This window comes from Frigoribacterium sp. CFBP 8754 (assembly GCF_014841815.1).
Classification (GTDB): domain Bacteria; phylum Actinomycetota; class Actinomycetes; order Actinomycetales; family Microbacteriaceae; genus Frigoribacterium; species Frigoribacterium endophyticum.
This window is the reverse complement of sequence record NZ_JACYUO010000007.1, coordinates 1-13,385: the sequence shown is the minus strand read 5'-3', so window position 1 is coordinate 13,385 and position 13,385 is coordinate 1. Positions and strand designations below refer to the sequence as shown.

Annotated in this window: 8 protein-coding genes; 3 read left to right on the top strand and 5 right to left on the bottom strand. The window is 74.5% G+C overall.

The window, feature by feature from the left end:
- Nucleotides 1-60: 60 nt before the first annotated feature.
- Nucleotides 61-633, bottom strand: coding sequence for a YdeI family protein (locus IFT72_RS14190; protein WP_056058584.1), 573 nt, complete (start codon nt 631-633; stop codon nt 61-63).
- Between the two features lie 519 nt (nt 634-1,152).
- Here IFT72_RS14190 and IFT72_RS16205 point away from each other — a divergent pair.
- Complete coding sequence (locus tag IFT72_RS16205; protein WP_371741303.1) at nt 1,153-6,939, top strand: GH92 family glycosyl hydrolase; 5,787 nt, start codon at nt 1,153-1,155, stop codon at nt 6,937-6,939.
- A gap of 240 nt (nt 6,940-7,179) precedes the next feature.
- On the opposite strand, the gene IFT72_RS14175 is transcribed toward IFT72_RS16205, so the two are convergent.
- Nucleotides 7,180-8,229 carry a LacI family DNA-binding transcriptional regulator gene (locus IFT72_RS14175; protein WP_082514682.1) on the bottom strand — a complete coding sequence of 350 codons (1,050 nt, stop codon included), beginning with the start codon at nt 8,227-8,229 and terminating at the stop codon, nt 7,180-7,182.
- Nucleotides 8,230-8,335: 106 nt separating this feature from the next.
- The gene (locus tag IFT72_RS14170) at nt 8,336-9,334 is read right to left on the bottom strand and encodes a hypothetical protein (protein WP_192046827.1); all 999 of its coding nucleotides are present in this window, start codon (nt 9,332-9,334) and stop codon (nt 8,336-8,338) included.
- Nucleotides 9,335-9,496: 162 nt separating this feature from the next.
- Between IFT72_RS14170 and IFT72_RS14165 the strand changes: the two genes are divergently transcribed.
- A complete protein-coding gene (locus IFT72_RS14165; RefSeq protein ID WP_192046826.1) occupies nt 9,497-10,804 on the top strand; it encodes an AAA family ATPase in 1,308 nt (435 codons plus the stop codon).
- Nucleotides 10,805-10,938: 134 nt separating this feature from the next.
- Here the strand turns inward: IFT72_RS14165 and IFT72_RS14160 are convergent, their stop codons facing one another.
- Both IFT72_RS14160 and IFT72_RS14155 read right to left on the bottom strand, forming a co-directional pair.
- Nucleotides 10,939-11,592, bottom strand: coding sequence for a heme oxygenase (biliverdin-producing) (locus tag IFT72_RS14160; protein ID WP_056058575.1), 654 nt, complete (start codon nt 11,590-11,592; stop codon nt 10,939-10,941).
- Nucleotides 11,593-11,741: 149 nt separating this feature from the next.
- Nucleotides 11,742-12,176: a DUF4383 domain-containing protein gene (locus IFT72_RS14155; RefSeq protein WP_082514681.1), complete on the bottom strand. Its 435-nt coding sequence runs from the start codon at nt 12,174-12,176 to the stop codon at nt 11,742-11,744.
- A 78-nt stretch (nt 12,177-12,254) separates the two neighbouring features.
- On the opposite strand from IFT72_RS14155, the gene IFT72_RS14150 reads away from it, so the two are divergent.
- Nucleotides 12,255-13,163, top strand: a complete 909-nt coding sequence (locus tag IFT72_RS14150) for a diacylglycerol kinase family protein (RefSeq protein ID WP_185230920.1) — start codon at nt 12,255-12,257, stop codon at nt 13,161-13,163.
- Nucleotides 13,164-13,385: the final 222 nt, after the last annotated feature.

Here is a 13,385-nt window from a genome sequence, read left to right as displayed (position 1 = left end):
GCGGGGCGTGGGCGCGCGGGCGCGGGGGCGCGAGGCGAGGCGCGGGGCGACGCGCGCGCGTCAGCGGTAGTGCTGCTCGCCGCGGGCGGCGGCGGCGACCACGTCGGCGACGCGCGCGGCGCGGGTCTCGGGGCGCTTGAGGGCCGCGAGGCGGAAGTAGGTCCGGAAGCGCACGGTCTTCGTGAGCGTCGCCCAGTGCGCGGCGGCCGCGGGGTCGGCGTCGAGGGCGGCCTGGAGGTCGGGCGGGGCGACCGCGTCCTTCTGACGGTAGGCCGCCTCCCACCGGCCGTCGGCCTTCGCACGGTCGACCTCGGCCTGGCCCGCGGGGAGCATCCGCCCCTCCGCGACGAGGCGCGCGACGTGGTCGCGGTTGACCTGCGACCACGGGCTCGCACGGCGCCGCGGCTGGAAGGCCGTCAGCAGGAAGTCGTCGTCGACGCGCTGGGACTGGCCGTCGATCCAGCCGTGGCAGAGCGCGACGTCGAGGGCCTCCGACCAGGTCATGCCGACCCGGGCGGAGGACTTCTTGCGCAGCAGGAGCCGGACGCCGTCGGGGTGGGCGACCGTCTCGAGGTAGTGCACCCACTGCGGCTCGGTGAGGTGCAGGGCGGGCTTGTCGGCGACGCTGACCATGGGGCGACGGTAGCGGGTGCGACCGACGCCGGGCGAGGTGCGGCGCGGGAGCGCAGCGCGGGAGGCACCACGTACTCGCCTGCGAACCACGCCGCGGCGTGGTTCCGGTGCGAGGACGTGGTGCCTCGCGGGGCGACGCGGGCCGCGCGAGCCCGCTGCCGCGGCGGGACGACGCGATCTGGGGCCTCGGCGGTGGCGTGGGCCCAGAACGCGGCACCCCGGTGAGGCAGGTGGCCGCCGCCGGGCGGCAACGGCACGCGCCGCCGGCCTTGACCACCACCCCCGGGCGGGGGTAGAAAGAACACGTGCATGACAACGCTGTCATCGATGACAGGCGTCGTCGTCGTGCTCGGCCGTACCAGCGGCCGGCGGCAGGCCCCCGGGCCGCCGCACCCCCGATCACGGGTCGACAGCAGGAGAGTGACGATGGCGTCAGGTCGTGTCCGCACGGACGAGCAGCAGCGCAGGGGCGCGAGCTGGAGGCGGAGTTCCGCGAAGCAGCAGGCACGACGGGCGGGGGTGATCACCACCGCGATCGCCCTGGCCGTCACGGGCGCCCTCACCGGCGCCGGCCCCGCGGCCGCCGCACCGGGCGGCTCCGGCAGCTCCGGTGACGCCCGCGGCGGAGACGCCCGCGCCGCCGCGGTCGCGGGCAGCGACTGGCGCACGAGCTTCGAGGCCGCCGACGCGCAGCCGCTCGCCAGCACGCCCCTCACCGACGTCGACCCCGGGTCGGCCTCGGTCGCCCCGAGCGAGAACGTCTCCGGCTCGACCGGCCTCCCCGCCGGCAGCCTGCTCGGCCACGTGACCGAGGTCACCGCCACCGCCGAGAACGCCCCCGGCGAGGTCGCGATCAACCTCACCGACGGCAACGCGGCGAGCAAGTGGCTCGCCTTCGAGCGCACCGCCTCGATCACCTACCTGCTCGACTCGCCGCAGACCGCGGCCGAGTTCTCGCTCACCAGCGGCGGCGACGCCCCCACCCGCGACCCCCGCGACGTGACCCTCCAGGGGTCGGCCGACGGCGGATCCACCTGGACGCCGATCACGACCCTCAGCGGCATCACCTTCGCGAGCCGCGGCGCCACGAACGAGTACGCCGTCACCACGCCCGGCGCGTACGACGCGTACCGCCTCGACATCACGGCCAACGCCGGTGCGGGGCTGACCCAGCTCGCGGACTGGAGCCTGGGCGACGGGACCGACACCGCGCCTCCGGCCGGCCCGATGGTGACCGTCGTCGGCACCGGCCCGGTCAGCGGCCCGAACATGAAGCCGGGCGTCGGCTTCAGCGGCACCCGCTCGCTGCGATACGCCGGCGAGCACACGACCGACGGCCCCGCCCGTGCGACGAACGTGCTCTACGACGACCTCGACCTGCTCATCGGCGACGACACCGTCTTCTCGTACAAGGTCTTCCCCGAGCTCGGCGGCGACCTGCAGTACCCGGCCACCTACGCCGCCGTCGACCTGCAGCTCAGCGACGGCTCGCTCGTCAGCGCGGCCGACGGCGTCGTCGACGGCCAGGGCGGCGGCACCTCCGCCGCCGACCAGGGCGCCGCGAAGATCCTCTACGCCGACCAGTGGAACTCGGTGCAGGTGCCCCTGGGCGACCTGGCCGGCCAGACCGTCGAGCGCGTGCTGTTCACCTACGACAACGACGGCGGCACGGCCGACACGCGCTTCCAGGGCTGGGTCGACGACCTCGACCTCGACCCGGCGCCCGCCCGCGTCGACGGCAGCAGCCTCGTCGCGCACGTCGACACGCGTCGCGGCACCAACGCGACCGGCGGCTTCTCGCGGGGCAACAACGTCCCGGCGGCCACCGTGCCGAACGGCTTCAACTTCTGGACGCCGATGACGAACGCGTCGAGCCAGTCGTGGCTGTACGACTACGCCCGCGGCAACGACGCGCAGAACCTCCCCCGCCTGCAGGGCCTCGGCGTCTCGCACGAGCCGAGCCCGTGGATGGGCGACCGGAACCAGCTCGCGATCCTCCCGTCGACCACCGTCGCGGGTGCGGGAGGCGCGGGGGCGCCCGACGCCTCGCTCGCCACCCGGGCCCTCCAGTTCGACCACGGGGCCGAGGTCGCGCGACCGGACCTCTACAGCGTCGCCACCACGAGCGGCCTCGAGGCCGCCGTCACGCCGACCGACCACGGCGCCGTGCTGCGCTTCGCCTTCCCCGAGACCGCGGGCACCGACCCCGGCAGCACCACCCGGGCCGGCAGCGTCATCGTCGACCGCGTCGCCGGCAGCTCGGGCCTCACGGTCTCGGCCGACGGCCGCGTCAGCGGCTGGGTCGAGAACGGCTCCGGCCTCTCGGCCGGCGCCAGCCGCATGTTCGTCTCCGGCACGTTCGACCGCACGCCCACCTCGGTCGGCACCGCGGCGGGCGACCGCGACGGCGCCCGCTACGCCTCGTTCGACGCCACGGCGCCGAGCGGCGACAGCCCCGCCGGCGTCGTCGAGCTGCGCCTCGCGACGTCGTTCATCTCGGCCGCGCAGGCCACGCGCAACCTCGACCTCGAGGTCACCGGCCGCAGCTTCGACGAGGTGCGCGGCGCCGCCGAGCAGCTCTGGAACGACCGCCTCGGCGTCATCACCGTCGAGGGGGCGCGCGACGACCAGCTGGCCACCCTCTACGGCAGCCTCTACCGCCTCAACATGTACCCGAACTCGCAGTTCGAGAACACGGGCACGGCCTCGGCGCCCGACTACCGGTACGCCAGCCCCGTCGCGCCGAAGGAGGGCGCGGCGACCGACACGACGACGAACGCGCAGGTGAAGGCCGGCAAGATCTACGTCAACAACGGCTTCTGGGACACCTACCGCACCGTCTGGCCCGCCTACTCGATGCTCTACCCGGAGGTCGCGAGCGAGCTCATGGACGGCTTCGTGCAGCAGTACCGCGACTCCGGCTGGATCGCGCGCTGGTCGAGCCCCGGCTACGCCGACCTCATGACCGGCACCAGCTCGGACGTCGCGTTCGCCGACTCCTACCTGAAGGGCGCCGTCAGCGGCGACCTCGCGCTCGAGGCCTACGACGCCGCGCTCAAGAACGCGTCGGTGCAGCCCACCGAGAGCGGCGTCGGCCGGAAGGGCCTCGACCAGTCGCTCTTCCTCGGCTACACGCCGGCGAGCACCGGCGAGAGCGTCTCGTGGGGCCTCGAGGGCAACATCAACGACTTCGGGCTCGGCCGGATGGCGGCGGTGCTCGCCGACGACCCGGCCACCCCGGAGGCGCGGCGTGCGCAGCTGAGGGAGGAGTCGGCCTGGCTGCTCGACCGGTCGCGCGACTACGTGGACCTGTTCGACCCCGCGGTCGGCTTCTTCCAGGCCCGGAACGCCGACGGCACCTTCGCCGAGTCGCCCGACACCTTCGACCCCGAGTCGTGGGGCGGCGCGTACACGGAGACGAACGGCTGGAACTTCGCCTTCCACGCCCCGTTCGACGTGGCCGGCCTGGCCGCGCTCTACGGCGGCTCGGACGGGCTCGACGCCAAGCTGGCCGAGTTCTACGCGACCCCGGAGGACGCGGACAAGCCCGGCGGGTACGGCGGCGTGATCCACGAGATGCTGGAGGCGCGCGACGTCCGGATCGGGCAGCTCGGCATGAGCAACCAGGTCTCGCACCACATCCCCTACGTCTCGGCGGCGAACGGCGACCCCGCGACCACGCAGCGCGTCGTCCGCGAGATCACGCAGCGGCTCTTCGTCGGCAGCGACATCGGCCAGGGCTACCCCGGCGACGAGGACAACGGCGAGATGTCGTCGTGGTACCTGTTCTCGGCGCTCGGCTTCTACCCGCTCGCCATGGGCACCGACTCGTACACGATCGGCTCGCCGCTGTTCGACGAGGCGACCATCCACCTCGGGTCGGGCCGCGAGTTCACGGTGCGCGCCGAGGGCAACTCGAACGAGGCCGTGTACGTGCAGTCGGCCCGGCTGAACGGCGCGGCGATCGACACCGTCTCGCTCAGCCAGGACGACGTCGCGGCCGGCGGCGTGCTCGACCTGACGATGGGCACCCGGCCGAGCACGTGGGCGGCGCACGCCCCCGAGCCCGTCGAGGTGCCGGTGCCCCTCGTCGACGCGACGACGGCCGGCCAGGGCGTGCTGAGCTCGAGCGACGGGACGGTCGTCGACCGCCTCGCCGACGACTCGGCCCGCACCGCGGTCGCCTTCGACGCACCCGACGCGGCGGTCACCTGGCGCTCGGCGTCGGGGCCGGTCACGGTCTCGCGCTACACGCTGACGAACGGCCCCGCCGGCTCGGCGGCGCCCACCGGCTGGGCCCTCGAGGGCTCGACCGACGGCACCACCTGGCTGCCGCTCGACGAGCGCGCCGCGCAGACCTTCCCGTCGGCGCTGCAGACCAGGCCGTTCACGGTCACCGACCCGCGGCCGTTCACCTGGTACCGGCTGACGGCCACCGGCACGACCGACGGGCGCGCGATGACGCTCTCCGAGCTCGAGCTGATGGCCGACACCACGGCACCCGCCGGGGAGTTCACGCTGACCGGCAAGCCGGGCCTGACGAGCGAGGCGGGGGCCGAGTTCTCGGGCTCCGTGGCGACCGTGACCCGCGCCTCCGGCGGGGCAGGAGGCGGCGGTGACGCCCCCGAGGGCCTCACTGCGACGGTCGACTGGCTCGACGGCGAGGGCCCGCAGGGCGCGGCCCTCACGCCCACCGCCCTCGGCGGCTGGGACGTCACGGCGCCGGCGCACGTGTTCGACGCGCCGGGCACCTACACGGCGATCGTCACGGCGACCGACGGCACCGAGTCGGCGTCGACCACCGCCGACGTCGTGGTGACCCGCACCGCCCCCTCGCTGGTCGGCGCGTTCGACAGCGTCTGCCTCGGCGAGCCGGGCCAGGCCGCGAACTGCGACTACCTGCAGAACGGGCTGAAGCGGCAGTCGCTCGCGGAGAAGGGCTTCGTGCAGGGCACCACGGTGGCCGTGCCCGGCACCGCGCTGACGTTCGACCTGCCGGCGATCCCGGCGGGCGAGCCCGACAACGCGACCGGCGCGGGCCAGGTGCTGCCGCTCGAGCTCGGCGACGACGTCACCCAGCTGTCGGTGATCGGCACGGCGAACGAGCGGGCCCAGCAGACGGTCGGCACGCTGACCTTCGACGACGGCTCGACCCAGCCCTTCCCGATCGAGTTCGGCGACTGGACGGCCGGGGTCACCACCCCGGCGTTCGGCAACGTCGTCGTCGCGACCTCGGACGGCCGCACGAACGGGGCGAACGGCTCGGACGGAGCGGTGGCGGGCGTCTACGCCACGGCCCCGGTCACGCTGCCGACCGGCAAGACGGCGGTCTCGCTGACCCTGCCGGTGCAGACGGGCGACCCGCGGGCCGCCGGGCGGATCCACGTGTTCGCGCTGGCGACCGACGGCACGCGCCTCGCGCCCCCGGCCGACCTCGTGGTGACCGGGACGGCCGCGGGCCTCACGGGCACGGCGGGCGTCGAGGTCGCGGGCGAGCTCGCGACGGTGACGGGCGGCGTCGGCGACGCGGCCGACGGCGCCGTCACGGCGACCGTGAACTGGGGCGACGGCACGGCCGTCACCGCGGGCACGGTCGCGGGCGGGGCCGTCTCGGGAGCGCACACCTGGGCGCTGCCGGGCACGTACACGGTGACGGTCACGGTCGACGACGGGCGGTCGGGCGCCTCGGCGACGACCACCGTCACGGTCGCGGCGGCGCCGGTCGAGCCGGAGGAGCCGGGCGAGCCGGGGAACCCCGGCAACCCCGGGAACCCGGGCAACCCGGGCGACCCCGGGAACCCCGGCAACCCCGGCAACCCCGGCGGCCCCGGCGCGTGGACGCCGTCGCTGCGGGTGCTCGCCGACTCCGCCACGCGCGGCACGATGGTTCCGGTCGAGGGCGCGGGCTTCGCGCCCGGCGAGACCGTCTCGCTGACGCTGTTCAGCGACCCGATCGCGCTCGGCACCCTCACCGCGGGCGCCGACGGCCTGGTCAGCGGCTCGTTCACCGTGCCGGCCGGCGCCGTCACCGGTGCCCACGAGGTGGAGGCCCTGGGAGGCACGTCGCAGGCAGCCGTCCGCGTCGCCTTCTCGGTGGTCGACACGGCACCGTCCGCGACCGGCGTGGCCCCGCTGCGTCCGGGCTCGTACGACGGGTCGCTCGCCTACACGGGCGGCCGGCCGGAGTCGCCCGTCAACGGCGGGCTCGTCGCCGGCGTCCTGCTCGCGGCCGGGGCGCTCGCCCTGGCGATCGAGGCGGCGCGACGTCGGCGCCGCCACCTGCTGGCCGTCGGCGACGACGCCTAGCGGCCGGGGCGGCGGGCGAGTCCCGCCGCCCCGCTCACCCTGAGCGCAGAGACCCCCGTGCCCGCACGGGGGTCTCTGTCGTTCCGCGGAGTCGCGCCGGCCGCGCCCCCGGAGAAGAACCACGTCCTCGCTGCCGAACCAGGCCGCGGCGCGGTTCGGCTGCGAGGACGTGGTTCGTCAGTGCGGGCAGCGGCGTGCGGCGTGCGGCGGCGGGCGGCGGGCAGCGGGCAGCGCGACGCGTCAGCGCCAGCTGACGCCGGGCGCGACCTCGCCCGAGCCGCGCGGCACGAGCCGGGTCGGCACCACGACGCACCGCGGGGGCTCCCCGGCCGCGAGGGCGAGCCGCGCCGCCTGGCGCCCCATCTCGACGGTGTCGTGCGCGACGACCGTCACGCCGAGCACGTCGGCGAGGTCGAAGTCGTCGAAGCCGACGAGCGCCGGCGGCACCGCGAGGCCGCGCAGCGCCGAGAGCGTGCCCGTCGTGACGCGGTTGTTGCTCGCGAAGAGGGCGGTGGGAGGCTCGGGCAGCGCGAGCAGGTCGCTCACGCCCGAGCGGGCCGAGGCCGCGTCGTGCCGGTCCTCGCGCACCCACCGGCGCCAGTCGTCGACGCCCGCCGCGGTCATCGCCTCGCCGAAGCCGGTGAGCCGTTCGTGGTGCGTCGAGAGCCGCGAGAAGTCGCCGACGAAGCCGATCCGTCGGTGCCCGTGGGCGAGCAGGTGCTCGACGGCCGTGCGGGCTCCGGCGACGCTGTCGAGCAGCACGGTGTCGGCCTCGAGCCCGACCGGCGGGCGGTCGACGAGCACGACGCGGACGCCGCGCTCCTGCACCGAGGCGAGCTCCGCGTGGGAGGCGCGGGTCGAGACCACGACGAGCGCCCGCACCTGGCGCGAGACGAGCTCGTCGACCAGCTCGCGCTCCCGCACCGGGTCCTCGTCGGTGCTGGCCACGACGAGCTGCATGCCGTGGCCCCGCAGCTCCTGCTCGATCCCGGACGCGATCGCCGCGTAGAACGGGTTGGCGAGGTCGCCGGTGACGAAGCCGACCACGCTGGAGCGGATGCCGCGGCGCAGCATGCTGGCCATGCTGTTCAGGCGGAAGCCGAGGGCGTCGGCGGCCTCGACCACGCGCCTCCTCGTCTCCTCCGCGACGTGCGGCTCGCCGTTCACGGCGCGCGACGCGGTCTTGAGGCTGACGCCGGCGCGGGCGGCGACGTCGACGAGCGTCACGGCTGCTCGGGGGGCCGCGGAGGCCCCCGTCAGCGCGCCAGCCTGCTCGTCGCCCGGGATCATCGGCACAGTATGGCAGCGCGGCCGATGCGGACCCGGGGCGTTCGCCGGGACCGGGGCGGGAGCCCTGCCGGGCGGCCGACCCGCGACTCCCCCCGGCCGCGGAGCGCTACTGGAAGGTGATCTGGTCGTCCGTGCCGATCGTCATCTGGTAGCTGACGGTGAACGGGACGTCCTCGTCGATCGTGTAGCGGCGGCCGTCGAAGAGCGACTGGGCCTCGACGACGAGGTGGGCGGTGCCGGGGGTCTCCTGCACGAGCCACTGGCTGGGCGTCGCCGACGGCACGACGGCGAGCTGCGGGTGCTCGACCATCGACCAGACGGGGTCGCTCGTGACGCGGTCGTCGACCTGGCGGCCGAACGGGCAGCCCGCGGGCAGCAGCACCGACTGCGTGACGCAGGTGTCGTCGAGCTGGTCGTCGAGCTGGCCCTGCAGCTCCTCCGCGAAGGAGGCGCGGGCCACGGTCGCCACGGTCGCCGACGAGGTCGAGCCCACGCCGAGCACGCTCGCCTCGACCGTCGGCGCCTCGAGCCAGGTGCTCTCGTGCGACAGCTCGAAGCGCGAGGGGGCGAGCACCGTGAAGCGCGTCGCGACGTCGCCGCCGGCGGTCGTGACGACGCGGCCGTCGACCGTGAAGCGGGGGTCGTGCTCGGGCGTCACGCTGAGGATGGCCGTCGGCGGCTGTGCGAAGCGCCAGGCCTGGAAGACGCCGAAGCGCGTGCCCGCCCGGGTGAGCACGAACTGCGACTGCCCCTCGACGCCGTCGAGCGTGTAGCCGAGGGTGACCGTGCGCGTGCCGTCGCCGAGCGAGAGCTGCGAGACCTCGTGCACGTCCTCCAGGCCGCCGAGCGAGGGCACGTCGAGCAGGGAGTCCTCGAGCTCGTCGGTCTGCTCGACGCCCGCGAGGGTCAGGGCGCTCGAGGTGTCGCCGCGGTCGACGGCGTCGAGGTAGCCGCGCGCGAAGCCGGCGGCGCCGTAGAGGGTCGCGTTGAGCGCCGACACGGTCACGACGAACCCGATCACGACGAGGAGGGCGGCCCCGCCCCAGATCGCGACGAACGGCCAGCGGCGCAGGGCGGGTCTCCTCTCCCCCACAGCAGAAGACATCTCCACAGCATAGGTCGGAGCAGGTCACGGCGAGCCGTGCCCGAGAGGAGTCGCGGGTAGATTGGGTGCTCCGGCCGCGGTCGCCGGGGCCGGTCGCCCCGGCCTCGCCGCGCCTCCCCCTCGCCCCTGATCAGCCTCGTGCCCCGGAAGGTCGTCCCGCCCGTGCCAGTCGCCCTCTCCGCCGAGCAGCAGGCCGTCTTCGACGCGATCGAGAACTCGCGCGAGAACGTCTTCGTGACGGGCCGCGCGGGCACCGGCAAGTCGACGCTGCTCAACCACCTGTCGTGGAACACCTCGAAGCAGATCGTCATCTGCGCGCCCACCGGGGTCGCGGCGCTGAACGTCGGCGGGCAGACGATCCACTCGCTCTTCCGCCTCTCGATCGGCCTGATCGCCGACCACGACATCGAGCAGAAGAGCGAGCTGCGAAAGCTGCTCAACACGATCGACACGCTCGTCATCGACGAGGTCTCGATGGTCAACGCCGACCTGATGGACGCGATCGACCGCTCGCTGCGCCAGGCGCGCCAGCGCCGCGCCGAGCCCTTCGGCGGCGTGCAGGTCGTGCTGTTCGGCGACCCGTACCAGCTGCCCCCGGTGCCGGGCGACCTGGAGGAGAAGTCGTACTTCCGCGACAACTACCGGTCGATGTGGTTCTTCGACGCGCACGTCTGGCAGGAGGCCTCGCTGCGCATCTACGAGCTGGCGTTCATCCACCGGCAGACGGCGGGCGACTTCAAGGAGATGCTGAACGCGGTGCGGCACGGGCGCGTGACGGCCGAGATCGCCGGGGCGCTGAACGCGGCCGGGGCGCGGCCCGCTCCGACCGACGGCTCGGCGATCACGCTCGCGACGCGCAACGACACCGTGACCCGCATCAACAAGGTCGAGCTCGAGCGGCTGCCCGGGCGCGTGCTGACGGCGCGCGCCGAGGTGAGCGGCGAGTTCGGCGGCCGGGCCTACCCCGCCGACGACGCGCTCGAGCTGAAGCCGGGGGCGCGGGTGATGTTCCTGCGCAACGACCCCGACCAGCGCTGGGTGAACGGCACGACCGGCACGGTGACGAAGGTGCGAGAAACCGTCTTCGTCGAGGTCGACGGCGAGGAGCACGAGGTGCAGCCGGCGGTGTGGGAGAAGTTCGCGTACTCGTGGTCGGCGACGACGAAGCAGCTGAAGAAGGACGTCGTGGCGGAGTTCACGCAGTTCCCGCTGCGGCTGGCGTGGGCCGTGACGATCCACAAGTCGCAGGGCAAGACGTACGACAGCGCGGTCGTCGACCTCGGGTCACGGGTGTTCAGCGCGGGGCAGACCTACGTCGCGCTGAGCCGCATCACGACCCTCGAGGGCCTCTACCTGACGCGGCCGCTGCGGCCGGCGGACATCATCGTCGACCTCGACGTGCGGCGCTTCATGAGCCAGTCGACGCGCGTGCCCGCGATCCGCGCCGCCGAGGACGCCGCGACCGCGTAGCGCCCGGGTCCGCGCGCACCGGCGCGGCACCGTACTCACGGAGACACCCCCTTCTCGCACGGGAACCCCGCCGCGGCGGGGTTCGCGTGCGAGAACGGGGTTCGTGAGCGAGGAGGGGCGCCCGCGCCGGCGCGCTACGCGGCGGCGGCGGCCTTCGCGGCGGCGAGCTCGACGAAGAGCTCGGTGCTGAAGCGGTAGGCGACCACGACCTCGTCGATCACGCGCTCGCGCTCGTCGGCGGTCCAGTCGACCGCGTCGAGCTGCTGACGGTAGGTGCCCTTGAACTCCTTCGGGCGGGCGATCTCGGCGAAGAGGAAGAACCCGACGCCGTTCGTCTCGAAGCCGAACTGGCGCTGCATCAGCGTGCGGATGATCTGGCAGCCCGACAGGTCGCCGAGGTAGCGCGTGTAGTGGTGCGCGATGAACCCGCCCACCCACGCGGAGGCGCTCTCGATGCGGGCCACGTACCGGGCCGTCACGGGCAGGGGCTCGATGCGGCGCCTCCACCCCTCGCCCAGGAGGAACTCGAGGTCGGCGCGGATCGCGGGCAGCCGCGTCAGCGCCGGCGACAGGAACGGCCGGGCGACGGAGTCGCCCGCCCACCGCTCGGCGACGCGCTCCAGGGCCTCGTAGACGAAGTGGTGCTGCGCGAGCATCTGCACGTAGTCGTCGCGGGTGCCGCGGCCGGTCATCAGGTCGGTCATGAACGAGCAGCCCGCGTCGACGCCGGAGGCGCTGGCCGAGGTGCGCTCACGGAGGGCCTGCGAGAAGGGGATGACGACGGACATCGCTCCCACCTCCGATCCGGTCGGCGACCCGGCACGAGGCCGGTTAGGTGAGCCTAACCATAGCCGGGGAGGCGCGGGTCGGCCAGGGCCGCGCCCTGGAGTCCGCCGTGAACGTGCGCCCTAGCGGCGGCCCCGCCGGGAGCTGCGGCTCAGCGGCGGCGACGACGCTCGGCGCCGACCGCGGTCAGCACGAGCAGCGCGCCGGCGACGAGGTGCGTGACGTCGTCGCCGAGGTTGAGCGCGAGGTAGTTCGCCTCGGTGTCGCGCACCAGGAACCCGGCGACGCCGAAGACGACGAAGAGCAGGCCCACCGCGAGGTTGATCGAACGGGCGGCGGCACGGCCCGAGGCGCCGGCGATGATGAGCGCGGCACCGGTCAGCACCCAGATGACGATGAGGGCCGGGTTCACGTTCCACGGCCCGAGGGGCGCGCCCTCGGTGCTGACGAACGAGCCCATGTCCTCCGCGAAGAACCCGACGGCACCGAGCAGCAGCACGACGGTGCCGATCGTCAGGGCCAGCGCGCGGTTCGGCGACTCGCGGATCGTAGGCTCGTAGGCGGCGGGCGTCGTCGTGGTCGTCATCCCTCGATCATGCCAGGTGGGCCGGGGGCCGCGCACGGCGCGCTGGCCCGCGGGAGGCGCGGTGCCATGATCAGGGGCATGCCCCCGCTCCGCCTCGTGGTCGCCGTCAACCCCTCCGCCTCGACCGGCCGCCGCCGCGGGGTCGGCGACGGCGTCGTCGCCGCCCTCCGCGACGCGGGCCACACGGTGGCGCCCCTGCAGGAGGAGTCGCACGCGGCCCTCGTCGACGCCGTCCGCCGCGAGCTCGACCGGGGCGCCGACGCCCTGGTCGTCGTCGGCGGGGACGGCATGGTCGCCCTGGGCGTCGACCTCGTGGCCGGGACGCCGGTCGGGCTGGGGGTCGTGCCGACCGGCACCGGCAACGACATGGCCCGGGCCCTCGGGCTGCCCCACGACGACGTGGCGGCCGCCACGCGCCTCCTCGTCCACCGCCTCGAGCGACCCGCGACCGTGATCGACGCCGGCCGGGTGACGCGCGGCGACGAGTCGACCTGGTTCGGCTGCATGCTCTCGGCCGGCTTCGACGCCGTCGTCAACGAGCGCGCGAACCGCCTGCGCTGGCCGAGGGGCCGTCGACGCTACGACCTGGCGCTCGCGCTCGAGCTGCTCGCGCTGCGCCACCTCTCGTACCGGCTGGAGATCGACGGCGTCGCGTCGGAGGTGCGGGGCACCCTGGTCAGCGTCGGCAACGGCCAGTCGTTCGGCGGCGGCATGCGGGTGCTGCCGCACGCGCGGCTCGACGACGGGCTGCTCGACGTGCTCGTCGTCGAGCGGCTCACCCGGCTTCAGTTCGTGCGGCTGTTCGCGCGGGTCGCCGCCGGGACGCACCTCGACGACCCGCGGGTGCACGTCCACCGGGCCCGACGGGTGGTGATCGAGTCGGACGACGTCGTCGCCTACGCCGACGGCGAGCGGATCGGCGCGCTGCCCGTCACGGTCGAGGTCGCGCCCGGGGCGCTCCGGGTCTACGGCGGGCCCGGCCTCTGAGGCGGTGCCGGGTGGGGTGCGGACTGCCGCACCTGACCGTCTCCTGAGAGCGACGAGCGGGACCAATCCATGTCGGTCCCGGTGGCGAATCCCTTGCACCCCACCGGGAACCACAGAAAAGGACCTGATCATGAACGCCTTCACCCGCAAGCGCATCACCAAGGTCGGCCTCGGCCTCGTCGCCTCCGGCGCACTCGTCTTCTCGCTCGCCGCCTGCTCGAT

Bases quoted from the DNA above. Each gene is read 5' to 3' on its own strand.
- IFT72_RS14190 (WP_056058584.1), bottom strand. From the start codon at position 633: ATGGTCAGCGTCGCCGACAAGCCCGCCCTGCACCTCACCGAGCCGCAG.
- IFT72_RS14175 (WP_082514682.1), bottom strand. From the start codon at position 8,229: ATGATCCCGGGCGACGAGCAGGCTGGCGCGCTGACGGGGGCCTCCGCG.
- IFT72_RS14170 (WP_192046827.1), bottom strand. From the start codon at position 9,334: ATGTCTTCTGCTGTGGGGGAGAGGAGACCCGCCCTGCGCCGCTGGCCG.
- IFT72_RS14160 (WP_056058575.1), bottom strand. From the start codon at position 11,592: ATGTCCGTCGTCATCCCCTTCTCGCAGGCCCTCCGTGAGCGCACCTCG.
- IFT72_RS14155 (WP_082514681.1), bottom strand. From the start codon at position 12,176: ATGACGACCACGACGACGCCCGCCGCCTACGAGCCTACGATCCGCGAG.
- IFT72_RS14150 (WP_185230920.1), top strand. From the start codon at position 12,255: ATGCCCCCGCTCCGCCTCGTGGTCGCCGTCAACCCCTCCGCCTCGACC.